This is a genomic window from Mycobacterium sp. IDR2000157661 (assembly GCF_022317005.1).
Taxonomy (GTDB): Bacteria; Actinomycetota; Actinomycetes; order Mycobacteriales; family Mycobacteriaceae; genus Mycobacterium.
This window is the reverse complement of the sequence record NZ_CP081005.1, coordinates 77,601-101,054: the sequence shown is the minus strand read 5'-3', so window position 1 is coordinate 101,054 and position 23,454 is coordinate 77,601. Positions and strand designations below refer to the sequence as shown.

At 68.2% G+C, this 23,454-nt stretch carries 19 protein-coding genes; all 19 read left to right on the top strand.

All coding sequences use genetic code 11. From position 1 onward, the window contains the following. Positions 1-59 precede the first annotated feature (59 nt). The 19 genes from K3G64_RS00500 (at position 60) to K3G64_RS00410 (ending at position 23,435) form a co-directional block, all read left to right on the top strand. Complete coding sequence (locus K3G64_RS00500; protein ID WP_238884698.1) at positions 60-347, top strand: hypothetical protein; 288 nt, start codon at positions 60-62, stop codon at positions 345-347. 353 nt (positions 348-700) lie between these two features. Then, the gene (locus K3G64_RS00495) at positions 701-1,915 is read left to right on the top strand and encodes a DUF4226 domain-containing protein (protein WP_238884697.1); all 1,215 of its coding nucleotides are present in this window, start codon (positions 701-703) and stop codon (positions 1,913-1,915) included. Positions 1,916-2,006: 91 nt separating this feature from the next. Continuing rightward, positions 2,007-3,152, top strand: coding sequence for a transglycosylase SLT domain-containing protein (locus K3G64_RS00490; protein ID WP_238884695.1), 1,146 nt, complete (start codon positions 2,007-2,009; stop codon positions 3,150-3,152). Between the two features lie 17 nt (positions 3,153-3,169). Continuing rightward, positions 3,170-4,228 (top strand): hypothetical protein, encoded by a 1,059-nt coding sequence (locus tag K3G64_RS00485; protein WP_238884694.1) that lies wholly within the window; start codon positions 3,170-3,172, stop codon positions 4,226-4,228. 2 nt (positions 4,229-4,230) lie between these two features. Continuing rightward, positions 4,231-5,778, top strand: coding sequence for a type VII secretion protein EccB (eccB, locus tag K3G64_RS00480; protein ID WP_238884875.1), 1,548 nt, complete (start codon positions 4,231-4,233; stop codon positions 5,776-5,778). Continuing rightward, positions 5,775-6,923, top strand: coding sequence for a cell division protein FtsK (locus tag K3G64_RS00475; RefSeq protein ID WP_238884874.1), 1,149 nt, complete (start codon positions 5,775-5,777; stop codon positions 6,921-6,923). Before eccB ends, K3G64_RS00475 begins: the two co-directional genes overlap by 4 nt. Then, the gene (eccCb, locus tag K3G64_RS00470) at positions 6,924-9,920 is read left to right on the top strand and encodes a type VII secretion protein EccCb (RefSeq protein WP_238884873.1); all 2,997 of its coding nucleotides are present in this window, start codon (positions 6,924-6,926) and stop codon (positions 9,918-9,920) included. 152 nt (positions 9,921-10,072) lie between these two features. Beyond that, on the top strand, positions 10,073-10,384 hold the full coding sequence (locus K3G64_RS00465; RefSeq protein WP_238884872.1) for a hypothetical protein: 312 nt from the start codon (positions 10,073-10,075) through the stop codon (positions 10,382-10,384). A 14-nt stretch (positions 10,385-10,398) separates the two neighbouring features. Further along, positions 10,399-11,649, top strand: coding sequence for a PPE domain-containing protein (locus K3G64_RS00460; RefSeq protein WP_238884871.1), 1,251 nt, complete (start codon positions 10,399-10,401; stop codon positions 11,647-11,649). 139 nt (positions 11,650-11,788) lie between these two features. Beyond that, a complete protein-coding gene (locus tag K3G64_RS00455) occupies positions 11,789-12,046 on the top strand; it encodes a hypothetical protein (RefSeq protein ID WP_238884870.1) in 258 nt (85 codons plus the stop codon). 57 nt (positions 12,047-12,103) lie between these two features. Next, the gene (locus tag K3G64_RS00450) at positions 12,104-12,394 is read left to right on the top strand and encodes a hypothetical protein (protein ID WP_238884869.1); all 291 of its coding nucleotides are present in this window, start codon (positions 12,104-12,106) and stop codon (positions 12,392-12,394) included. A gap of 129 nt (positions 12,395-12,523) precedes the next feature. After that, entirely contained in the window at positions 12,524-13,405 is an 882-nt protein-coding gene (locus tag K3G64_RS00445; RefSeq protein ID WP_238884867.1) for an ESX secretion-associated protein EspG, read from the top strand. 172 nt (positions 13,406-13,577) lie between these two features. Continuing rightward, positions 13,578-15,023: a MinD/ParA family ATP-binding protein gene (locus K3G64_RS00440; protein WP_238884865.1), complete on the top strand. Its 1,446-nt coding sequence runs from the start codon at positions 13,578-13,580 to the stop codon at positions 15,021-15,023. After that, positions 15,020-16,555 (top strand): type VII secretion integral membrane protein EccD, encoded by a 1,536-nt coding sequence (gene eccD / locus K3G64_RS00435; protein WP_238884863.1) that lies wholly within the window; start codon positions 15,020-15,022, stop codon positions 16,553-16,555. Before K3G64_RS00440 ends, eccD begins: the two co-directional genes overlap by 4 nt. Beyond that, complete coding sequence (gene mycP / locus K3G64_RS00430) at positions 16,555-17,976, top strand: type VII secretion-associated serine protease mycosin (protein ID WP_238884861.1); 1,422 nt, start codon at positions 16,555-16,557, stop codon at positions 17,974-17,976. The genes eccD and mycP overlap by 1 nt, the downstream gene beginning before the upstream one ends. A gap of 8 nt (positions 17,977-17,984) precedes the next feature. Further along, entirely contained in the window at positions 17,985-19,631 is a 1,647-nt protein-coding gene (eccE, locus tag K3G64_RS00425) for a type VII secretion protein EccE (protein WP_238884859.1), read from the top strand. Continuing rightward, a complete protein-coding gene (gene eccA, locus K3G64_RS00420; protein WP_238884858.1) occupies positions 19,628-21,514 on the top strand; it encodes a type VII secretion AAA-ATPase EccA in 1,887 nt (628 codons plus the stop codon). Before eccE ends, eccA begins: the two co-directional genes overlap by 4 nt. A gap of 60 nt (positions 21,515-21,574) precedes the next feature. Then, positions 21,575-21,985 (top strand): type IV secretion system protein VirD4, encoded by a 411-nt coding sequence (locus K3G64_RS00415; protein ID WP_238884856.1) that lies wholly within the window; start codon positions 21,575-21,577, stop codon positions 21,983-21,985. Then, positions 21,978-23,435 (top strand): type IV secretory system conjugative DNA transfer family protein, encoded by a 1,458-nt coding sequence (locus K3G64_RS00410; protein WP_238884855.1) that lies wholly within the window; start codon positions 21,978-21,980, stop codon positions 23,433-23,435. The genes K3G64_RS00415 and K3G64_RS00410 overlap by 8 nt, the downstream gene beginning before the upstream one ends. Positions 23,436-23,454: the final 19 nt, after the last annotated feature.

Sequence of the window (23,454 nt, the reverse complement as noted above, 5' to 3'; positions counted from 1 at the left end):
GTGTAATATGTCCATCAACGTGCGGGTCAGGACGTGGGTGTGTTGCCGGAAGGGGAACCGTGACAGAGCAGGAGGCTGCTGAGACAGCCGGTGATCTTGCCGAGCGGGTTGTGGCGACGGCGATCTCTGTGAAGCGGACAGTATTTGTGCAGGTCAATGCGCTCGGCTTTGTCTGCGGTGTGGTGTTGAAGCCCGAAGCTCGCAAGTGGGATTCGGTGACGCTGAACAACCGTGTGCGCAAGGTCGCCGCGGTGGCTCATGACCGGTATCTAGCCAATTTGGGCATTGATGGGACGTATCCGACGCTTGACGCGGTGGCAGCCGACGAGCGTGCATTGACCTTCTAGTTCATAGGGAGAGTTGCATGTCGTGGGACATTGTCAGCAAAGCCGTCGAGACGGTCCTCACCAACGCCATCCTCGGGATCGGCCGCCTGGCGCCGCTGCTCCCGAACTCACCTGTGCCCGACGTTGAGCCTGATGGAGGTGGGGGTTCGCCTGCCTCGCCAGCGCCCGAGGGGCCGGGTCAACCGTCGCCGCCGCCTCCAGGTCCGGGTGCTCCTCCGGCAGGGCCTGCGACACCGCCGCCTGGTCCCGGCGAGCCTCCTGCAGGTCCCCCGCCGGCTCCGCCGGCACCTCCGATGCCCCCGCAGGAGGCTGAGGGGCCAGCCGCTGAAGCCGCTAAAGAGGAAGCGCGGCGGGTGGGCGAGATGCTGGAGCAGCTCGTGGAACTCGATAGCGCGGGGATCAGCGCCGAGGAGGTGGCCGCTGCGGGTGAGGTCGGGCGCCAGGAGTTGGAGGATATCCGCGCCGATGTGACGGCCAAGATCGAGCAGATGAAGGCTGACGGGTCGCTGTACACCACCGAGGGCCAGAAGACGCTGATGGATTTCGTCAAGACCCGCCTCGAGGAGGCCCGCACGATCATCGAGAAGGCCGCGGCCGATTCCGAGGACAAGGCGGCGGTGTCGCAGGACAACGCCACCAAGTACAGCGGTGTGGGCACCACCCCCGACGGCGCCGGCGGCCCGGACAGCACTGGGGCTGGCGGCCCGGACAGTGCAGGCGCCGAAGATGCTGCGGCGGAAGCGGATTCAGCCGAGGAGGCGCAGACCAGCCCGGCCGGGGTGCTGGGGCAGCCCGGCTTGGGGATGGGCATGCCGCTGGGCGGTGGGATGCCGATGGGTGGTGGGCTTCCCGGGTTCGGCGGTGGTGGCGGCGGGTTGCCGGGCTTCGGCGGCGGCGGTGGTGGGCTGCCCAATGGGTTCATGGACCCGCTGGCTTCGACGCTGGCGGGGTTCAACGATCAAAAGCCTCCCGGTGACGCTGCACCGGAGTTCACCGACGACCAGGCCGGCGGCCAAGCCGATGAGGCTGAGGCGGCACCGGAGTTCAAGGACGCCGAGGGCAGCACCGAGGCCGAGGCCGAGGGTGAGGGTGAGAGTGGCTCCGCGGAGGGCGAGGAGGAGTCGGCGCAGACTCAGGCGGCCGGGGCCGAGCAGGCTGGTCCACAGGCCGAGACGGTGGGGCCACCGACGAAGTCCACTGATGTGGCGTTGCCCGACAACTCGGTGACTGAGGCGCGGACCACACAGTCCGCGGAAGTGGTGCGGTCGGCGCTCAACGGCACTCCGGTGGCCGAGGCGTGGCAGCAGGCAGCGGGTGTAACGCTGCCGCCGCCTGGTACCCCGGTCACCGATCCGGTGCCGCCGACGCAGCTGAAGGCCGGGGATGTGGGCGTGTGGAAGGACCACCTGGTGATGGCGTTGGGCAACGGCAAGGTGCTGGTGTCCGGGCAGGTGCAGCCGCTGGAGAGCGTGAGTTCAGGCCCGGACTTCCTGGGCTGGATGGATCCGACCGCGACGAAGGGCGGCTCTGCGGCCCCACCGGCACCGCCGGCACCGCCGGCTGAGTGAGCGAACGTGGTGGCCACGATGTTGATCCCGCCGAAGGCACGCTGAGATGTGTGGGAACGGGTGTGCGGTGGGACTGTCGGTGGAGGGGTTTGTGCGTGCTGCCGGTGGGGTGATGGGGCAAGCGCGGGATGGTTTCGGCACTGGGGTGGGGGTGTTGTTGCCGCCGCCGCCGTTGGCTCCGGCGCCGCCGCCGTCGATCACGCCGGGGCAGGGTCAGGCCGCCGATGGCCAGCAGGATGCGGCGTCGCAGCACCACAATTCGACGGCCGCGCTGGGCTCGCTGGATGACACCGGCCGCGCCGAGGTCGATGCGGCGGCAGCCTCGGCGTCGGGTGGCCGGGTGAACATGGAGTCGATCATCGCCAAGGCGGTGGCCGATGTGCAGGCGCTGGGGTTGAGCACCAACACCCCGGAGGGTAAGCGGGCGTTGATCGCCGCGATCAAGACCCGGCTGGAGGAGACTCGCGGCACGGTGGAGACCGGCGCGGCCGAGGCGGGAACGCACGCGGCCTCGGCCAATGCCAACGCCGCCGGCTACGGCGAGGTCGCGGGCCAGACCCGCCCTGCGGGGATGGGCGCAAATCCGTTGGGCGCCATGCCAATGGGTGGTGGTATGCCGATGGGTGGCGGGTTGCCGACGGGCGGCGGAATGCCCGGCTTCGGCGCCCCGATGTCAGCCTTGAGCGGACTGAGCGCCCCCTTCACCCAAGCCAGCCGACACACCGGACAGGACAGCGCCTCCGGGGGCAGTGGCTCGTCGAAGTCAGCGGTGTCGCAGGCCGCGAAAATCCCGCTCAGCGCTGTCCGGTACGACCGGCAGAACTTCGCGGCGGGCAAGCAGGCCTATCGGAGATACATCAGCGAAGCGCTCGACGTGATGGGCGTGGACGACCCGCGGGCGCGGGCACGATGGACGACCGGGTTGATGACCGCTGCAGCGCGGGAGTCCAGCTTCAATCCGCTGGCGGTCAACACGTATGACATGAACGCCACGCGGCTGGCCGGCTCCGGTCCGGACGGGTTCCCGGCGGGTTCGTCACGCGGTGGGGTGCAGACGATTCCGGAGACGTTTGCGAGCTTCCACCAGCCTGGCACGTCGACGAATATCTATGAGCCGGTGGCCAATCTGTGTGCGTCGATGAATTATGTGATGAGCCGGTACGGGGTTGATCCCAGCGGGTCCAATCTGTCGAAGGTTGCGCAGTTCAACCCGAACGCTGCAGGCGGTGGTTACTGATGTCGGTGGAGGGGTTTGTGCGTGCTGCCGGTGGGGTGATGGGGCAAGCGCGGGATGGTTTCGGCACTGGGGTGGGGGTGTTGTTGCCGCCGCCGCCGTTGGCTCCGGCGCCGCCGCCGTCGATCACGCCGGGGCAGGGTCAGGCCGCCGATGGCCAGCAGGATGCGGCGTCGCAGCACCACAATTCGACGGCCGCGCTGGGCTCGCTGGATGACACCGGCCGCGCCGAGGTCGATGCGGCGGCAGCCTCGGCGTCGGGTGGCCGGGTGAACATGGAGTCGATCATCGCCAAGGCGGTGGCCGATGTGCAGGCGCTGGGGTTGAGCACCAACACCCCGGAGGGTAAGGGGGCGTTGATCGCCGCGATCAAGACCCGGCTGGAGGAGACTCGCGGCACGGTGGAGACCGGCGCGGCCGAGGCGGGAACGCACGCGGCCTCGGCCAATGCCAACGCCGCCGGCTACGGCGAGGTCGCGGGCCAGACCCGCCCTGCGGGGATGGGCGCAAATCCGTTGGGCGCCATGCCAATGGGTGGTGGTATGCCGATGGGTGGCGGGATGCCGACGGGCGGCGGAATGCCCGGCTTCGGCGCCCCGATGTCAGCCTTGAGCGGACTGAGCGCCCCCTTCACCCAAGCCAGCCGACTCACCGGCGGCGACAGCACCGCCAGGCTTGCCTCCGCGGCGAGTCGTGGGCTGGACACCACCGGGCCCGGGAAGGCCGATGAGCGGGGTCTGCAGAAGTACACCAAGTTGATGAACCGGGCGATTTCGAATGCGTTCCCAGAGATCAAGGAGATCGGCGGGGTCCGCCCCGACAGCCTCAAGTGGCATCCCAACGGGCTGGCCCTGGATGTGATGATCCCCAACTGGGACACCCCCGAGGGGCGGGCGCTCGGTGATCGGGTGGTCAACTTCTTGATCCGCAACCAGAAGCCGCTGGGCCTGGACCACATCATCTGGCGCCAGCAGATGATCCAGCCGGACGGCAGCTCCTCGAGGATGGAGGATCGAGGCAGCGCCACACAGAACCACTTCGACCACGTTCACGTGGCGTCATTGGGCGGAGGGTATTGAGCGTGCAGGAACCGAAGCGCACCCATCGGGCCGAGCGGCGCCGCGGCGGCACCGGATTGACTTACGCCTCGCTGGAACAGGTTGCGGCGTGGCGGTTTCTGTGGCATCGCATGGCGGTGGCAGTCGCTCGCCATTCTGTGCGGCTGGTGCATGACCCGTCGAAGAACTACGGCGCGGCGGCCACCGTCGGGGTGGTGATCGCCGCACTGGCGCTGGGGGTGTGCTTCGTGTTGTCCTGGCTGCGGCCGGTGGGTCAGATCGGAGACTCCAAGCTGGTGGCCGACCGGGGCAGCGGCGCATTGTTCGTTGACGTCAACGGAACGATGCACCCGGCGTTGAACCTGGCGTCGGCGCGGCTGATCCTGGGCCAGGACGCCTCCCCGACGCTGGTGCCGATGGCCCAGATCGAGAAGCGGCCGATCGGTCCCACGGTCGGCATCGTCGGCGCCCCCAATGATCTGACGCCGCGCACGCCCACCGATACCGGGTGGGGGTTGTGCGACAAGGCCGGTGCTGCGGGCACGTTGGCGACTCCTCGGGTCACCGCACTGACCGGGCGGGCCGAGCTGGGGGATTGGGCGCACGAGATGGTTTCCCCGGAGGCGGTGTTGATGACCTACGGCGGCAACGTCTTCCTGGTCACCGACGGGCACCGGTCCCAGCTCGATCTGGCCGACAAGCCGGTGATGCTGGCGCTGGGGCTGCAGGCGGGCAACCTTCGGCCCACTCCGATGTCACGGGCACTGTATGAGGCGTTGATTCCCACCGCGCCGCTGCGGGTGCCCGACGTGCCCTCGCCGGGGGGCCCGCTCGGGTATGCCGCGCCGGGGCTGCCGGTGGTGTCGGGGTCGGTGATCAAGTCGCGGGGCGCTACCGGCGACGACCAGTTCTTCGTGGCATTGCCCGCAGGGCTGCAGATGATTCCGGAGACGGTGGCGCTGATGCTGCACAACGCCAACGTGTCGCGGCAGGGGCGGGTGCTCGACGTGGAGGCTCCGATGGTCGCGGCGGCTCCGCAGGCCGTGGGCTTCGATGTGTCGATGTATCCCAACGGGCCGGTGAAGCTGTTGGACAAGGCCGCCGAACCGGTCACCTGTGTGATGTGGCGCAAGGATTCGGGTGCTCCGCAGGCCACGGTGACCACGGTGTCGGGTCGGCGCCTGCCGATCGCGCAGGGCGAGGAGTCGCGGGTGATCAAGATGGTGTCGGCGCAGGCGGGCCAGCAGTCCGCCGACGAGGTGTACCTGGGGCCGGGCAGCGCGAACTTCGTTCAGGTCACCGGCGTCGAACCTGATTCCGGGCGCAGCGAATCGGTGTGGTGGATCGGCCACAGCGGTGTGCGTTTCGGCATCGAAACCTCACAGCGAGAACACGATCCGTTGCGGGCACTGGGGTTGGCGGGTGTGACGCCGACGCCGGCACCGTGGGCGGTGGTGCGTTGGCTTCCGGCCGGCCCGGCGTTGTCGCGGCAGTCCGCGATGGTCGAGCACGACACCTTGGGGGCCAACTCGGCGGCCGCGCCGATGAGCGAAGAGAAGGGGACCCGGTGACGACGAAGAAGGGTTTCGACAAGGAAAAGCCGGCTGCGCCGATCCTGCCGGAACGCACCGCCACGATGCCCGAGATCGGCGAGATCACGCGACCGCCGCAGCAGCGACCCCCGGTGTGGGTGTGGGTGCTGATCTTCGTGGTCGCCGTGATCGTGCTGCTGGTGATCATGATTCGTACCGGCGCCCGCTCCATCGGCCTGGGCGGCATGTTCATCATGCCGATCATGCTGGTGTCGATGCTGATGATGCTGCGTAACCGTGGCGGCACCAACGAGAAGACCAAACCGGCAGCGCTCAACCAGACCAGGGTCGACTATCTGCGCAGCCTCGATGAACTGCGCAAGGACGTGACCGACGGGGCTCAGGAGCAGGCCGCCGAGATCGCCTATCACCATCCCAATCCCTGCAACGGTTCGCTGCTGACCATGGTCGGCACGGGCCGAATGTGGGAGCGCCGACCCACCGACCGCAATTTCGGGCATGTGCGTCTCGGGCTGGGGGTGACGCGGTTGCGCACCATCATCAACCCACCGCAGAAGGTGCCGCCCCCGGAGTACCGGGAGACCTCGACGGCGATCGCGGCGCGGGATTTCCTGTTGGCGCAGAACGTGGTTCACGATGTGGCCCGGCCGCTGCATCTGTTCGACCAGATGGGGTGGGCGTTTTTCGCCGAGGAGCAGCAGCGCCCACTGGTGCAGGGCACCCTGCGGGCGCTGGTGTGCCAGCTGTGCGTGTTCCACGGGCCCGACGTGGTGCGATTGGCGATCATCAGCGACGACCCCGCGTCGTGGGAGTGGGCCAAGTGGTGGCCCCATGTCGCCGACCCTGAGCTGGTCGACGCCTGCGGGCCGGTGCGGATGATCTACAGCGATGTGGGGGAGTTCATGGAGCGCTTCGGGGAGCAGTGGCGCAGTCGGCCACCGTGGTCACCACCGATGGAAGGGCAGCCCCGCGCCGAGGATCACTGGGTGATCGTGGTGGACATGCCGGGCGCCAACTGTGCCCCGTTGTTGGGCAGCACCGGGTATGCCGGGGTGGCGGTGCTGGAGGCCACCAACGACTACTACTCGCCGCTGGCGACGTCGGCGACGGCGATGAAGTTCGACGCGGTGGGAAATCTGCTGCGCGCCAGAGAGGTTGTGTAAATGGTTCGGGTTTCGCCTTTGGCCGAGGACGGGCTTGCCTTCGCGGCCACACCGGACGTGATGCCGCTGGTGGAGGCCGAGGTGTTGGCCCGCGCGGTGGCCGCCTGGGAGCCGCAGGACGCCGCCACCCGGTTTGTGGCCGAGCGGGCTGCCGACGCGCGAGCGGGCCAGGATTTCCTCGACCTGTTCCAGATCGAGGATGCCCGCGTGTGGGATCCGACCACACTGTGGTCGCAGTTGACGACGACGACGCGGCTGCGCGCCCCGTTGGGCAAGAATCCGACTACCGGCAAGACAGTGTGGTTGGACCTCAAGGAGGGCGCCGAGGGCGGTATGGGGCCGCACGGCATGCTGACCGGCCAGATCGGCTCGGGTAAGTCGGAAACGCTGGTGTCGTTCTGCCTGGCTATCGCCATGCTGCATCCGCCGGAAACGCTGCAGATGATCCTGGGTGACTTCAAGGGTGAGACGGCGATGATGAAGCTGGCCGACATTCCGCACTGCCAGGGTGTGGTGTCGAACCTGGCCGAGTCCGCCGCCCGGCTGGATCGTTTCGAGGACATGATCAACGGCGAGACCGCGCGGCGCGAGGCGATCCTGAGCGCCACGGGTTACAAGGACGTGCGCGACTACGAGCGGGCCAGGGCCACGACCCGCCCCGATCTGGAGCCGCTGGGGACGCTGCTGATCGTGCTGGACGAGTTCAGCGAGTTGCTGCGGATTCGGCCTCGGCTGGCCGAGACCTTCGACGTGGTGGCCCGCAAAGGCCGCGGTCTGTGGATGCACATCCTCAATGCCTCGCAGCGGGTGGAGACCGGCCGAATGGCAGGCATGATCGCCCAGCAGACGTACTCGATCGGCTTGAAGCTCAAGGACGCCAGCCAGTCTCGGGCCGCGATCGGCTCGACACGAGCCTACGAGGACCTCAAGGGCGCCCCGCAGGGCACCGGGTTCCTCGTCTTCGACGACGATCACACCCTGTTTCGGTCCTACTACGTCTCCGCGCCGTTCATCGCGCCGGTGGCGGGCCGCCAGCAGCGGCGCCGCCAGGAGGGCCAGTACATCGATCCGCACCGTTTCGGTGCCGCGGTTGAGCCCCTGCCGCTGGACATCGAGGTCGGCGAGGACGAAGACGACGACGATCTGGCCGACGAGATTTCGCTGGAGCAGATGAGCGTGGACGCCGACACCGTGGTGTCGGTGCTGGTGCAGCGGCTGGCCGAGGCTGGGCGCACCTGCCGTCCGATGCACAGGCTGTACCTGCCGCCGCTGGATGAGACTCCGGTGGTGGCCGTCGATGAGGTGGCACGGGAGTTCTGGGGACGCGACTGGCTTGATGTCAGCGACGACTCGGGTCTGACGATTCCCTACGCCCGTGAAGATGACCCGTTTGACCACAGTCAGAAGCTGCTGAGTGTCGACCTTTCGGGCAGCAAGGGCAACGCGGCCGTCATCGGGGCCACTCAGAGCGGGAAATCCACTGCGCTGCAGACGATCATGACGAATCTCGCGGTCTCGCACAGCCCGCAGCGGGTCCAGTTCTACTGCATCGACCTCGGCGGCGGAAAGCTGCAGAACATGTCGGCTCTGCCGCATGTCAGCGGTGTCGCCGGGCAGGGCAACGAGGAGCGGCTCACCCGGATTCTCAGCGAGGTCGAGCGGCTGCTGGCCAGCCGGGTGCGCAGCTGGGAGTTGGCCGGGATCGACCTGACGGAGTTCCGTGCCCGCAAGTTCGCCGGCAAGCCCGGTGAGGTGCCCGAGGACGGCTACGGCGATGTGTTCCTGTTCGTGGACAACATGGCGGCGCTCAAGATCAAAGACCAGGAGCTCTACACCCGGATCAGCGAACTGGGGTCGTCGTCGGCGCTGAACTACGGCATCCATCTGGTGGTCAGCAACGACCAGTGGGTCAGCCTGCCGTACAACCTCAACCCCAAGTTCGGCACCCGCATCGAATTGCGGATGACCGATTACCGCGAATCGGAGATGGGCGATCGCGAACGCGCCAAGACCGTTCCGGATCAGCCGGGGCGCGGACTCAAGCGCGGCGGCCTGCATTTCCTGATGAGCGCTCCGGTGGCCACACCGACGCTGACGGGCGCTCACGGCACTGTGACCTATGAGCAGTCCTCGGTGGAGGCGACGTGCCGGCTGATCGCGCAGTCCTGGCAGCGGCGCGGAGTTGCTTCGGCGCCCCCGCTGCCGGAACTGCCGACCGAGCTGCACTGGCACGAGCTGGGGCCGGTGCCTGCGGGCACCCTGAAGCTCGGTGTCGGGGAGGTGGCCCTCGACACCGTCGGGGTGGACCTGACCGCGGCCACCAACTTCTATGTGGTGGGCAGTAGCGGGTCGGGCCGCACGACGGTGTTGCGCACGCTGGTGACCGCGATCCAGGACGCGTTCTCCCCGGCGCAGGCCCAGATCGTCGCCTTCGATCCCGACCTGAAGCTGGCCTCCTACATCGACGAGCAGTACCTGGCTGTGCATGTCGACAACCCGTCGGTGGACGTCGGCGCTATCGCGGCTCATCTGGCCAAGAGGTTCACCAGCGAACGTCGGCCGCCGGAGAACGCCACGGCCCATGAGCGGGCGCGGTGGCGCTTCAGCGGTCCTCGCTACTTCATCGTGATCGATGATCTGCACCTGTTCAATGCGCCGGGCTCCACGATGTCGTCGCGGCTGATGCCGGCGTTGGAGCCGGTGATCGAACGCGGCCGGCAGATGGGGGTGCACGTCATGGCGAGCCTCAACGGCACCGGGTGGGCGGCAACGAGCGCCCACAACAAGGTGGTGACCGCGATGGATCGTGCCGGGGCGGGGGTGCTCGTGCTCGACGGCACCCGCGCCGACGGGGTCATTGTCGATGGGGTGCGTGCTGCGCCGCGGGCACCTGGGCGAGGCGAACTGGTGTATCGCAAGCTGGGGCGCCAGCTCATGCAGGTGGCGTTGCCGCCGGCCGGGAAATCTCTGCATCCGCACTCAGCTGATTCGTGGTGAACTGTAATGACAACGTCAGCAGGTCATGGTGGAGTAACAGAGAGCAAATACATGAGGGTTGATCCCGAACACAAACCGTTGTGTATTAAGTGTGTACGAAGTGACTGACAATGTGTTAGGTTGCATCTACGGGAGCAGTAAGGAGCACGATCATGTCGGGACTGTCAGTGTTTATGGAACCCGCCGGGGTCGCCGCGGCGTCGGCCGCGACCGCCGCGCTGTCGGCCGAGGCCGCCGGTCACACCGCGCAGGCGGCGGCCGCTTCTGCGGTCGTGCCGCCTGGGCTCGATGAGATCTCGGCGGCCAATGTCGCCAAGATCGCCTCTATCTCGGCCGATATCGCCGCGATTCTGGCGGCGGCGGCGGGCCAGCAGGCGCTCTATGGTGTGGCCAACGGCGCTGCGAGCGTGATGACCACCGTCGCTGACGAGGCGGCCGGTGCGGTCATCGGCGCGGTGATCTAGGAAGCTGCACCGTCATGCCACCCGGGGCTTACCAGGCCGAGCCGCCCGAGGCGACCTCGGCGCAGTTCTGGCTCGGTCCTGGGGCGGGTTCATTTTTCGCCTCGGCCGCCAACCTCAAGGCGTTGGCGGCGGCGATCATCGGCATGCTCGGCGGGCACGTCTCGACCGAGGCTGCCATGGCGGCCAGTTGGCCGGCTCTGAGTGGGGAGATCGCCCGCCTGGCGCACGTACCCCATTTGGGGTGGCTGGCCACGGCGGGCGCGATGGTCGCTGAGGCCGGCATGGCGATCGACGCCACGGCCGCGTCGTTTGAGACGTCGAAGTTCGCCACCCCGCACCCCAGTGAGGTGGCGGCGAATCAGTCTGAACATGTGGCACTGAACAACGCCAACTTCTTGGGGCTCCTGACACCGCTGATCATCGCCAACCGTGTCGACTACGGCCGCATGTGGATGCAGGGCGTGACCAACAAGTACGCCTATGAGGCGGGGTCGGTGCCGTTGCAGACGGTGCCGCCGGTGCCGCCGCCGCCGCCGTCGACCGTCGGCGGTGGCGGTGCCGGGTCGGGGACCCCGGGGCTGGATCAGGCGTCTGGGGAGGCGGGCGCGCCGATGGACAGCTTCTTCCAGCAGTTGACTGGCATGTTGCCCGCTATCGGGCAGATGCCGATGTCGGCTGTTCAGTCGTTGGGCAGCGGTGGCCCGCTCAAGAGCCTGACCGAGGTGCCGCAGCAGGTTCTCGGTCAGATGGGATCGCTGGCCTCGGCGGCGAACCTGAGTCCTGAGGCGGGGCTGGATGATGTCGCCGCGTCGGACTGGGTGACGTCCACGCCGTTGGCTGGCGGTGCGGTGAACGCTTCGCTGGCCGGTGGTGGTGGCGGCGGTGCTGGTGGTGGTTTCGGCGGGGCGGGCACGATGTCGGCGGCTTCGGCGCTGCGCAGTCCGGGCTCCTGGGCGTCGGCGGTGAGCGCGGCAGCGCCGGCCACCGGGGAGAGCACGTCACGGTTCAACGAGGTGCGGGCTCAGGCCACCACGGCTCCGGCCTCGGCCGGTGGCGGCATGGGCGGGGCGATGGCGCCGTTGGCCCATGGTGCTGCCGGGGGGGCGCAGAACAACAACGACGAGAAGAAGGCACAGACGGAGCCAGGGCAGGTGCTGGTCTCGACGGCCGATCTGTTCCGATCATCCGACGCCATGCCGGTGATCACCGGGGGAGGGGGCCTGACGCGGGCCTCCGCACCTGGAGGCAAGGAGGCGCCGGTCTGACAGCTGAGCGGGCAACCGCCAACGGGTAGGCAGTAATCCCACGCCGGCGATCCGGTTCGGGGACAAGGCAATTGAAGGAAGGAACCCTCAAATGGATATTTACGGCGATGTTGACGCCATGCATGGCGACTCTTCGGCGATGACGGAGAAAGAGGACCGGCTGCGGTCGATGGTCCAGCAGCTCGGCTCGATGCTGGAGCACGCCTCCACCGGCATGCAGGGCGCGGGCCGGGCCGCGCTGCAGCGTGCGGGCGAGGACCTGCAGACCTACGGCACCCAGCAGGCCAGCATGCAGGCCGAACACTCGGAGAAGATGAACATCTCCGCGTCGCACCTGACCGAGGGCGATGAGGACGCCGCTGGCTACCTCAACGCCATCGACACCATGCCGGTGTGATCGGCCCGACCAATTTGAACCAAGTCATCAAGACCAACTGAGAAAGCGAGCGAAAAGATGACGATTCAATACAACGTCCCGATCGTCGAGGAATGCAAGGAGATGATCGGTGCCTGCGAGCTGCTGACGGCCGAAGTGCACAGCGACGCCCTGTCGATGAAGGCCAACACCGAGCACCACTTCAGGGGCGGCGGCGGTGAGGGCTTCCAGGAGGACTACACCCGCGTACTGACCTATGTCGACGGGCTGCGCGAGAAGCTCAACGCCGCCAAGGTGGCGCTGGGCATGGGCTTGGATGGGGTGGTCCAGAAGGACGCAGCGATCAAGGCGCAGTACATCGGCGGTTAACAGCCTGCGTTGGCGCGTGCGCCAGGAAAGCTCCGCGAGCATGACACGGCCCGGCCCTGCACTACCGGCAGGCCGGGCCGTCGTCGTGACCGAACAGGTGTGGGAATTGAGCGACAGAGGAGTCCTACGGTGGCGGTGCGACCGACATTCGTGAAGCGTCCGGCGCCGACAACGGCCGGACCGCAGCCTGCCACCTCCATGGAAGTGAGCCGAGAAGCGCTCTGGCTGCTGCAGGCGCTGTGCGGGGTGGAACGGATGCCGGCGGTGCTGGTGACTCGACCCTTCACCGACACCGGCGATCCGGCAGAACGTCCGTGGGGGCATCCCGGTGTGGAGGTGCTGCGCGAGAAGGGCCTGGTGTTCGGCGACGAGGTGCACCCGCAGGTGCGGCTATGGCTGGAGACCCTGGGCGCATCAGATGTGGTGCTGGCGGCCATGATTCGTCGCGGCGGCCGTCATCTTCGGGTGGCCATCGCCCGCCGTGGTGAGATCACGGTGTCGGCGATCCAGCATGAGGATGACCTGACGGTGGAGTACCTGGGTCATTCGGCGACGGTGTCGAGTCTGGTCGACCGTCTGCTTCCGGTGTGCGGGCCGGCTGTGGAGCCCGCACAGTTCGACGCGGTGTCGGTGCCGACGGCCGACCTGCTCGAAGCGCTGGGGCAGGTGGCCAGAGGCGAGCACAGCGCGGCGACGGTGTTCGGCAGCATGGGGATGGACAGCGATCAGTACCGGGTGGTCACCATGGCCGCCGACAACCCGATCATGGAACTGTCGATGACCGCGATGACTCCCAACGACGCCGGGCGCATCGAGGTGAGCAGGACCGCGGCCACCGTCACCGACACGGCGCTGGGGCGTCTGCTGACCGGGCCGATCCGCAGTGACAACGGCTCGTGGTGGACGCTGATCACACCGGGTACCACGGCGGCGATCAAGTCGTCGGTGTCGGCGGTGCTGGCGATGGTCGGCGTCCGCGAGTGGAGCGGCGGGACGCCTCATCGCCGGTAGGGCCGTCGCGCAACGACAGCGCCCATCGCCGAGAATGGGGTCCGCCCATCCACCCACCCCCCCGAAATCAAACAAAAATTGTGTTCACGTACTGTCTGAATATGTCTGGTGTGTGCAATACTAAGGCAGTGCTAGGAGGCAGGCCCGTGAGGCGCAACAGGATCGAGTCACTGTGAGCGAACAAGACTTTTACAGCCAGTACCTCAAGCCCGAAGAGCCACTGGAGCCCGAGGAGCCGCTGGAGCCCGCCGCACCGCAGACCGCCGCGGCGCCGGTGGAGCCGACCGGCACGCCCGATCAGCCGCACAACGGTGTAGATCCCAGTGACGCGCACACCGATCCGCGGATGCCGGTGGTCGATCCGCACGCGGTGGCGCCCCCGCCTGCAGCGCCGGGGTGGCCGCCGGTGGGGTATCCCCCGGCTGCACCGGATGATCCTGCGGCCCCACCGTCGGGTGCAGGTCGCCACGCTTTGGGTGGTGCGCCGGGCGACACGGGCGTGGTTCTTCCCCCGCACGCGGGTAGGCCTACAGGGCAATCACGTCCCGGCGCACATCAGCCGCCGCCGGCGGGCGCACCGCAGCCCCCGGCGGGGTGGGTGCCGCGACCGCCCGAACCTCCGGCTTGGCCTGCCCGGCGTGGGGAGTCGGTGGGGCCGATGCAGGCTCAGGTGCGTCAAGCCGACCTGGTGCGCCCGTACAAGCCGACACCGGAATCGGGTTGGCGCAAAAGGTTGTACAAGACCACGCGGATCAATCTGGGGCCGGGCGCGAGCGAGCGGGAGTGGAATGATCTGCGTCGTCGGCTGAAGGTCAACCTTCGCGGCACGTACGTCATTGCGGTGCTGCAGCAGAAGGGCGGGGTCTCCAAGACCACGGCCACGTTGGGTATCGGTGCGGCGCTGGCCCATTACCGCAGCGACAAGGTGGTGGCCATCGACGCCAACCCGGCCTCGGGCAACCTGTCCAAACGCATCAACGAACCGAGCACGGGCACCTGGCGCACCCTGCTGGCTGATCCGAATCTTCACTCCTACAGCGATTTTCGGCACCACCTGGGCATGGACTCCTCGTCTGGGCTGGAGGTGCTCGCCGGTGATCCCGGCGATGCGGTGCTGACCGGGCGTCAGTTGGTGATGGCCTGGCAGCGGCTGGCCCGCGTGTACCCGGTGGCGCTGCTGGACTGCGGTAACCAGATGCGTGACGACATCACCGCGGCGGTGCTGTCGATGGCCGACGCGGTGGTGGTGGTCTCCACGACCCGCTACGACGGCGCTGAGGCTGCCCAGCAGACGCTGAATTGGCTGATCTCCCACGGCTATCCGGGCCTGGTACGGGAGGCGGTGATGGTGATCAGCAACGTCAACAAGATCACGCCGACCAAGGCGGTGCGCAATCTGCATGAGGGGTTTGAACGGGTGGTGCGTGCGGTGCACGACATCCCCTACGACAGCCACCTCAGCGACGCCACCGCTGTTGATTTCAACCGTTTGGCACCAGCGACGCGGCGGGCGTTCATCGAGGCTGCGGCGTCGGTGGCCGACGGGTTCGTCAAGGCCGCTGACAAGGACCCGGGGTATCGGCCGCGGTGGCCCGAGCAAGGCGAGGGGCGGCGATGACGACAGCGACGGAGAAGGGCGCGCAGGGGGCGGTCCCGGCGCGTCAGGTCCGTCTGGCCGAACAGGTCAACGTGGCGGTGCTGTTCAACGGCCGCCAGCACGACGTGACGCTTCCGGCCAGCTCCCCGGTGGCGGCGGTGGTCGATGCCCTGGCGCGCCGGTTGCAGGCCGACGACGACGACAGCGGTGAGGAGGGGCTACGCAGCCCCGACGAGAACGGCATGGTCAGCCCCGGCCTGGTGAACCTGACCCACATCGACGGACGGCCGCTGAACCGGACGCAGACATTGGGCCAGCAGGGCGTGGTCGACGGCGATCTACTGGTGCTGGAGGTGATCGACGCCGAGGTCGAGTTCACCCCGGTGATCGAGTCTCCGTCGTCGGCGGTGGCGGTGCTGAACAAGGCCCGCACCCCCGTGGTGACTGCGGCGACGGCGCGGCTGGTGGCCGGAATCATCGTGGCGGTGTCGGTGACCGTGACGACGGCGCTGCTGATGCTGGCCTGGTCGCGCAACCGCGGCGCAGGCCAGGAGTGGAACCTGGTCCCGACCGCCGGCGCGGCGGGGCTGGGACTGCTGCTGATCGTCGGTGGGGCCCTGGTGTGGCGGCAGCAGCGGGATTCGGTGACCGCCAATGCGCTGTGGCTGCCCGGGGCGTTGATCGCGTGTCCGGCGGCCGCGCTGATGGCGGCTCCGGGAAGCGTTGGGCCCTGGCATCTGATTTTCGCGGTGATGGTGGCGGTGGTTTTGGCGGCGCTGTTGTGGCGGCTGAGTCCGGCTCCACGCGGCCTGATGGCCACCATCGTGATCGTCGGCACCGCTGTGGCGGCGCTGGCCGTCATCCATGCGTTGACCGGGGCGACATTGCAGAACTTGTCGGTGGCGGTGATGGTGCTGGCGCTGTTCGTGTTGACCGGGGCGCCGAAGATCGCGGCCCGCATGGCCGGTATCCCGGTGCCGCCGTTTCCCACGGTCACCGGCAAGGACACCTTTGATGACGCCGACGCCATCGCCAAGGAGGCGCTGGTGGCCGCCGAGCATCAGGGCACACCCAGTGTGGAGGATCTGCGCCGCGGCGCGCAGGCGGCCAACGTGTACTTGAGCGCGTTGCTGATCGCGGTGGCGATCGTCTTCGTGGGCGCATCGGTGTTCGTCGTGGAACCGGGGCAGGGCCGCTGGTGGCTGGCGACGGTGTTCGTCGGGCTGCTGGCGACGGTGCTGCTGTTGCGCGGCAGGGCGTTCGCCGCTCGTGGGCAGGCGATCACCGTGGTGGCGGCTGCGGTGCTGATGGTGATGGTCACGACCGTGAAGTACGCGCTGGCCTGGCCGAACCCGGTGGCGGCCTACGCGGCGGCGGCGGTGATCATTGCGCTGGGCATCGCGGGGATGGGGGCCGCGGCCGTGGTCCCGGCCAAGGTGTTCTCCCCGGTTTTCCGCAAGGTCGTGGAGTGGTGTGAGTACCTGTTGATCGTGGCGGTCCCACCGATCGCGGTATGGCTGCTGAACCTGCTGGCCCTGGCGAGGAACATGTGATGGCCGGCCCTGTGGGGATCGGCCGGCGTCTGGCGGTCGCGGGCCTGGCCGCGATGCTGGCGCTGATGTGGCCGTCGGGCACCGCCACGGCGATCACCCCTCCGGCGATCGATCCGGCCGCTGTTCCCGCCGATGGTGAACCCGGCCCTGACGAGCCGATGAAGCAGCGGTACGAATGCCCGGGCAACGCGCTGATGCCGGGCACCGATGTGGCCGTGCCGCCGGCAGCGCAGACATTCATGAATCTGCCGGAGCTGTGGAAGTCGGCCGGTCGTGGGGCCGGGGTGACGGTCGCGGTGATCGACACGGGTGTGTGGCCGTCTCCGCGTCTGCCGCACCTGCGCGGCGGCGGCGACTACGTGATGGGTGGGGACGGCCTGTCGGACTGCGACACCCACGGCAGCGTGGTCGCCAGCATCATCGGCGCCAGCCCGGCTGAGGGCGACGGCCTAGTCGGGGTCGCCCCGGAGGCCGGGATCATCTCGATCCGGCAGTCCTCGGGCATGTTCGTGCGCGAACGCGGCGGCAACGAGGATGACGCACGAGCGGGCACGGTGAGCACGTTGGCTCGTGCGATCGTGCACGCCGCCAACGCCGGTGCCCGGGTGATCAACATGTCCATCGTGTCCTGTGTGCCGGTGACCAAGCCGGTGGACCAGACCACGCTGGGAGCCGCGGTGCGGTATGCGGCGATGGAAAAGGATGTCGTGCTGGTGGCCGCCGCAGGCAACGCCAACGCCGCCAGCGCCGGAATGCCTATGGGCACAGGGTGTTCGCAGAACCCGAACATCGACGCCACCAATGTCGGTGATCCCCGCAACTGGGGTGGGGTCGTGACGATCAGTACGCCGTCGTGGTTTTCCGACTATGTGCTGTCGGTCAGCGCGACCGATGACCGGGGTCAGCCCGCGCAGACCCAGGAGGGCGCCGACATCAGCCTGGCCGGGCCGTGGGTCGGCGTGGGTGCTCCGGGTTTGTTCGTGGAGGGGGTCAACCCCGCCGGGGGCATCATCAACGCCACCGTCGATCCGCAGACCTCGCAGCTGAAGCCGATGAGTGGCACGAGCTTCGCCGCGGCGTATGTGTCGGGGCTGGCGGTGCTAATCCGCGCCAAGTACCCCGATCTGCCTGCCGCACAGGTGATCAACCGGATCAAGCAGACGGCGCACTCACCGGCGGCGGTGGTGGACAACAGGGTCGGCTACGGGGTGATCGACCCGCTGGCGGCGCTGAACTTCGATGTCCCCGAAGTCCCGCCACCGCGGGAGAACCTGACTCGACCGCTGGGACCTCCGCTGCCCCCGCCGCCGCCTGATCATCGGCCGATGATCGTGACGGTGGCCGGAACCACCGCACTGCTGCTGGTGCTGGGTGTGGTGCTGCTGGTGACGTCGATGTCGAAATCGCGACGAGGACAGTAGGGGCGATCGTGACCGTACTCGATGAGCAAATCCCCGGCCCACACCCGGGATTCGGTGAGCAGATTCGACGCTGGCGGCTGGATTTGCGGTTGAAGCTGGTGGTGATCGCCGAACTGATCGCCGCGGCGATCCTGGTCGCGGCCTCGCCGGTGACGTGGTGGCTGATTGCACTGGTCCTGGTTGTGGTGCTGCTGGTGGTGACGGTCAGTTACAACGGTGCGACGGTGGCCGGCTGGCTGGCCCGGTGGGGGCGGTTCGTGTACTTCCGGCGCCGCGAGAGTGCGCGGCGGGCCCGCACCCGTATCCCCGAACCGTTCACCGTGGACATGCCCGGTGCGGGGCCGGTGGGGATGATCTGGGACGGCCAGTACGCGGTCACCATGATCGCCCTGCGCGGTCGCGCGTTTTCGCCCACGGTGCTGGTGCCGACGGGAGCAGCGACCATCGACACGATCCCGTTGGAGGCGATCCAGTCGCGGCTGAGCCAGTTCGCTGGTCTGGAGCTGCACTCGGTGGACGTGGTGCAGGTGGGCAGCCGGGTGGCCGCCGACGGCAGCTACACCCCCAAGTACGCCGAGATCGTCGGCGACCGCGCCGCTGTAGGTGACCGCCGCTCCTGGCTGGTGCTGCGGCTGTGCCCGCAGGCTTGCCTGGCGGCGATGCTGTATCGCGGCGATGCCGCTGCGGCCGCCGCGGCGGCCACCGAGCGGGTGCGCCAGGCGGTGCTGCGGGCGGGCTGCCGCGCGGTCACCTGCACCGCGCCGCAGATGAGCGCAGCGATCACTGCCCTGCTCAACGAGACCGATCTCGCTCGCGTGCAGGAGAATTGGTCGAATCTGGACGCCGACGCCGACTACGTGACCACCTACCGCATCGCCGGGCGTGACCTGAACACCAAGATGCTCAACGACCTGTGGACGGTGCGGGCACACCGCACCGTCACCACCGTGCGGTTGTTCGGTGACTCCGCTGGCAACTCCCGCGTGGCCGGGCTGGTGCGGTTCCACACCGACGCCCCGTTGCCCCACCCTCCGCTGCTGGCGCTGCAGCCGGTGTCGGGTCAGGCCCTCGATTCCCTGCTGGCGTCGTTGCCGTTGGGAGACAGGGCGTTGCATCTGCAGATGTCGCCGCGTCTGCTGGGCGACGGCGCCGACCTCAAGATTCCGGTGGGTCCGTCGGGGCCGATGTTCGGCATGACCGTCACCGGAGTCCCGTTCCTGATGCCGCTGACCGATCCGCTGCGCGCGACCCGGGTGTCGATCAACGCCGACTTGTCGGTGGTGATTCCGCTGCTGCTGCGGACCAGCGCCGCCGGCGCGGTGATCCTGATCCACAGTGATCGTCCCGATGTGTGGCGACCGTTGTGCGACAACGACTATCGGATCAGCCTGGCCGGTGACCGTGACCCGGTGCGGGCGCCGACGGTCATCGTTGCCGACGGCGAGGGGCTGGCGTTGACGGCCGGTGAGCGGGGGCACAGTCTGGTGACGGTGGGGTCGGTGGACTCCGACGCTGATGTGACGATCGTGCAGGAATCCCCGGATGAACTGGTGATCGGAACTCCGGCGGTGCGCGGGGTGCGGCTGTCGGTGATGCGCCCGCGCAATGAAGCGCAGTTCTTGACACATCTGCGGACGGGAGCGCTTCAGCCGTGATCGATGACCGTTCACTGCAGGCGCTGCGGGCCGCGATGAAGGTGCTCAACAGTTCGCCGGAACGGGCTGCGCAGGTGTTCGTGCTGGCCACCGGGGACAACCCGGAGCTGGCCGACGCCTGGCTGGGCCGCTATGCCACGGGGGAGCGCTCGATGCAGGTGCTGCAGCGACTGGCCACCCACGCCGACCGCCTCGGTGACGGGCTGCTGCGGATTCAGCACCGGCCCGCCGATCTGGGAGCGCACTTCGACATCGACTATGTGCGGATGCCGATTGTGGACGCCACCACCGCCCGGTTGGCCTACGCCGCGGCACTGCTTCGGCAGCAGAACTGGCAAGGCGCCGACGACACGCTGCGCCCGCTTCCGACGACACCTGCGGTGGGCTATGTGCGGTCGGTGCTGGCCACGGCCACCAAGCGCTGGCCTGATGTCCTGGTCGCGGTGAGCAACTGCCGACAGTGGCATGGCGATCCGCATCTGCGTCGGGCCGCGAGCCTGCAGGAGGCGTGGGCGGCGGCGTCGTTGGGGCTGACCGACCGGGCCCTGGAAGCCGTCGAGCGGGTGGTCAACCCTCCCGCCGACGACACGGCCACGGGGTGGAAGCCCAGTGCCCAGCAGGCCAGCGACGACCTGACCCGCGACGCGCTATTCTGTCGGGCACTGGTGCTGCGCCATCAGGGCGAGGACGAGGAAGCCCGAACACTGCTGACCAACATCCGCGTGCAGTGGCCCGACTTCGAGCGTGCCCAGACCGCGCTGTCGGACCCCACGTTCGGACTGCAGATCACCGACCCGCAGACGATCGAGACACGCACCGATCGCTGGGACCCCTCCACCGAGACCAGCCCCGAGGAACGGGCCGCCCAGGAGTCGGCCCGTTCGGCGAAGACCCTGCTGGCTGAAGCCGAAGCGGAGTTGGAGGCGATGGTCGGCCTCGAGGAGGTCAAGACCCGCATCGCCGAACTGCGCCACGACTCCATCGCACGAGTCCTCCGGCAGCGCAAGGGGTTACCGACGTCCCCGGTGTCGCGGCACCTGCTGATGATGGGTCCGCCCGGCGTCGGCAAGACGGTCTCGGCGCGGGTGATCGCCCACATCTTCTGCGGACTGGGGCTGCTGCGCCGACCCGACGTCTATGAGACCCGCCGTGACAAGCTGATCGGCCGCCACGTCGGCGACACCGAGAACAACACCCGCGAGCAGCTCGAAACCGGTGTGGGCGCCACGGTGTTCATCGACGAGTTCGGTGATCTCATCCACACCGGCTACGGATCGGGTGACCCCTACGGTCAGGCCATCATCAGCACCCTGGTCCCGTTCATGGAGAACCACCGCGACGACATGGTGGTCATCGCGGCCGGCTATCCGATGGCCAGTCAGCGCGTGCTGGCCGCCAACGACGGTCTACGGTCGCGTTTCGCCACCCTCATCGAGTACACCTCATACAGCCCGGATCAGCTGATTGCGATCATGGAAGGGATCGCCGCCAAAAACGGTGACACCTTCGCACCGGATGCGCTGCAGTCGCTGCGGCCCAGTTTTGCGCAGTACTACAACGCCCAGATCACCAGCACCGAAGGTGATGTGATCCGGGTGATCGACGGGCTGGGCAACGGGCGATTCGTGCGCACGGTGGTGGAGAAGGCGCAGTTGAACCGCAACAGCCGCATCGTGAGCTCGCTGGGCCTCAGCGGCGCCGACCTGTCCGACCCCGATCTGGGCACCGACCTCGACGCGGACATGTTGACCCTGCTGACCGCTGAGGACGTGCACTACGGGCATCAGCAGGCGTTGCCGCCAGAAATGCGGGCCAACGCTGCGCGGGCGTCGGACTGGCTGCGCGAATCCGAGGAACGGCGGCGGGCCCAACCCCACGTGTGACGGTGTTCTGTCAGTGTTCACGTATTGACTGGCGCTGTATTGGTCTGCCAGGATTCGGGCATGTGTTCCGGTGACCCGACCGTCGATGTGGACAGTGCATACGCGGCGATCGTCGCGGCGGAAGTCCTGCTCGGGGTGGGCCGGCCCGGCCTGGGCCGTGACCGGCCCGCTGATTACTGGCAAGTGCAGGCGGTCCGTCCGCTGGCCGCGCTGCTGTTCGCGGCGTCTCCACTGGGCAATGGGCGGGGGATCGCATGGGTGCGGGCGGCGCTGGACAACGACGACCCCGAGGACGTGCAGCGCCCGGGCTGGGCGCAGGCGGCGCTGCGGTGTGCGGCGTCAGCAGGGGTCCTTGGCCGCTCGGTCGTGCGCACACTGACCTGCGACGCCGGTCATCGTGATGCGGTCGTGGCGGCGGTTCGCACCGCGGTCGACACCGACGGGCCGGCGGAGGGGCGGCGCTGTGGCTAGCCCTGCGGTGCGTGAGGCTTCCACGTTCACCCCCACGCCCACCACCTACTGCGGCTTCGGCCGCCGGATGGTCGGCAAGCAGGAGCAGTTGTTCGTGCCACGCAGTGCCCCAATGGTTTTGGTGTCGGCCCCGTCGGACACCGGTAAGTCGCGGCGCATCCTGGCGCCGGCGGCGGTGCTGTGGGGCGGACCGGCGGTGGTGGTGTCGTCCAAGGACGATCTGATGCAGAACGTGATGCAGCGCCGGTGGGGACCGCGGGCACTGCTGGATCTGCGGCCGCTGAGTTCCCCGGTGTATCCCGACGGCATTGTGGCCAACGTCTATGACCCGACGGTGACCATCGACAGCCCCTACGAGGCGTTGACGGTGGCCGAGACGATCATGCAGATGGCCACCGTGGGCCTGGGCTCCGGCGCCGATCAGGTCTCCGACGGCGGGGTGTGGGAGTCGCAGGCGGCCGGTCCGCTGGCGGCGTTTCTGTTCGCGGCCAGCCCGCAGGGCAACCGCAAGGGCATGGACTGGGTGCTGACCGGGGTGGACAACATTGACCCGAAGAACACCAGCGAACCGGGCTGGGCGCAGGCCGCCGCGATCTGCCATCAGTACCCCACCCTGTCGATGGGCATGCTGCGGATCATGGAAATGGACCCCCGGCAACGGGATTCGGTGGCCATCACCATGCGTAAGGCGATCACGCCGTGGCTGCGGACCTCACTGGTGCAGCGCCCGGGCGCGCAGCCGTTCACCCCGGATTTTCTCGATGATCCGCAGGCCACGCTGTATGTGCTGGCCCCCGCCGACGGCACGGTGGCCGGCTCGGCGGTCACCCTGCTGGATTCGCTGGTGCGGCGGTGGCGGGAGAAGACCTCGGCGCGCGAGCCGATGCACCGGCTGTTGATGATCGTCGACGAGTTACCGAACACCGCTCCGATTCCCTCGCTGCGCAGGATCGTCGGGGAGGGTCGTGGCCTGGGGATCAACTTCATGGCCGCGGTGCAGGCGTCCTCATCTCTGGACACCGTGTACGGGCAGACCTATGCCAACGAGTTACGCGACATCTTCGGGGCCGCGGTCATCATGTTCGGTGCCCGTGAGGAGGAGCTGTTGACGGCCGCCGAGAACTGGTCGGGTCTGACCAACCGGCGCAGTCAGGGCTTCGCGCAGGCCGACGCCCACAAGAACCTCAGCAGCGACCTGGGGGCGACGCTGCGCTGGCAGGAGCTGCTGCCCCCCGATCGCGAGCACGCCCGCCTGCTGGTGCGCGGTGGCGTGGGCACGTGCGTGGAGATTCCGGACTGGTCGGAGTTCCTGCATCGCTACGACATGGCGATCAGGGAAATCCTGGCACGCACCAGTGAGCAGGAACGTCCTGGCGCCAAACAGTATTCGCGTGCGGCGGGACTGGTGCGGCGGCTGTGGTCGGACACCCGCTACGACAGCGAGCTGTGAGTTCCGTTCAGCGACAACC

What these genes read in the sequence shown, in the direction of transcription:
- mycP (WP_238884861.1), top strand. Translation starts at nt 16,555, where the DNA reads ATGGCCGGCCCTGTGGGGATCGGCCGGCGTCTGGCGGTCGCGGGCCTG.
- K3G64_RS00465 (WP_238884872.1), top strand. Translation starts at nt 10,073, where the DNA reads ATGTCGGGACTGTCAGTGTTTATGGAACCCGCCGGGGTCGCCGCGGCG.
- K3G64_RS00450 (WP_238884869.1), top strand. Translation starts at nt 12,104, where the DNA reads ATGACGATTCAATACAACGTCCCGATCGTCGAGGAATGCAAGGAGATG.
- eccD (WP_238884863.1), top strand. Translation starts at nt 15,020, where the DNA reads ATGACGACAGCGACGGAGAAGGGCGCGCAGGGGGCGGTCCCGGCGCGT.
- K3G64_RS00460 (WP_238884871.1), top strand. Translation starts at nt 10,399, where the DNA reads ATGCCACCCGGGGCTTACCAGGCCGAGCCGCCCGAGGCGACCTCGGCG.
- eccCb (WP_238884873.1), top strand. Translation starts at nt 6,924, where the DNA reads ATGGTTCGGGTTTCGCCTTTGGCCGAGGACGGGCTTGCCTTCGCGGCC.
- K3G64_RS00415 (WP_238884856.1), top strand. Translation starts at nt 21,575, where the DNA reads ATGTGTTCCGGTGACCCGACCGTCGATGTGGACAGTGCATACGCGGCG.
- K3G64_RS00455 (WP_238884870.1), top strand. Translation starts at nt 11,789, where the DNA reads ATGACGGAGAAAGAGGACCGGCTGCGGTCGATGGTCCAGCAGCTCGGC.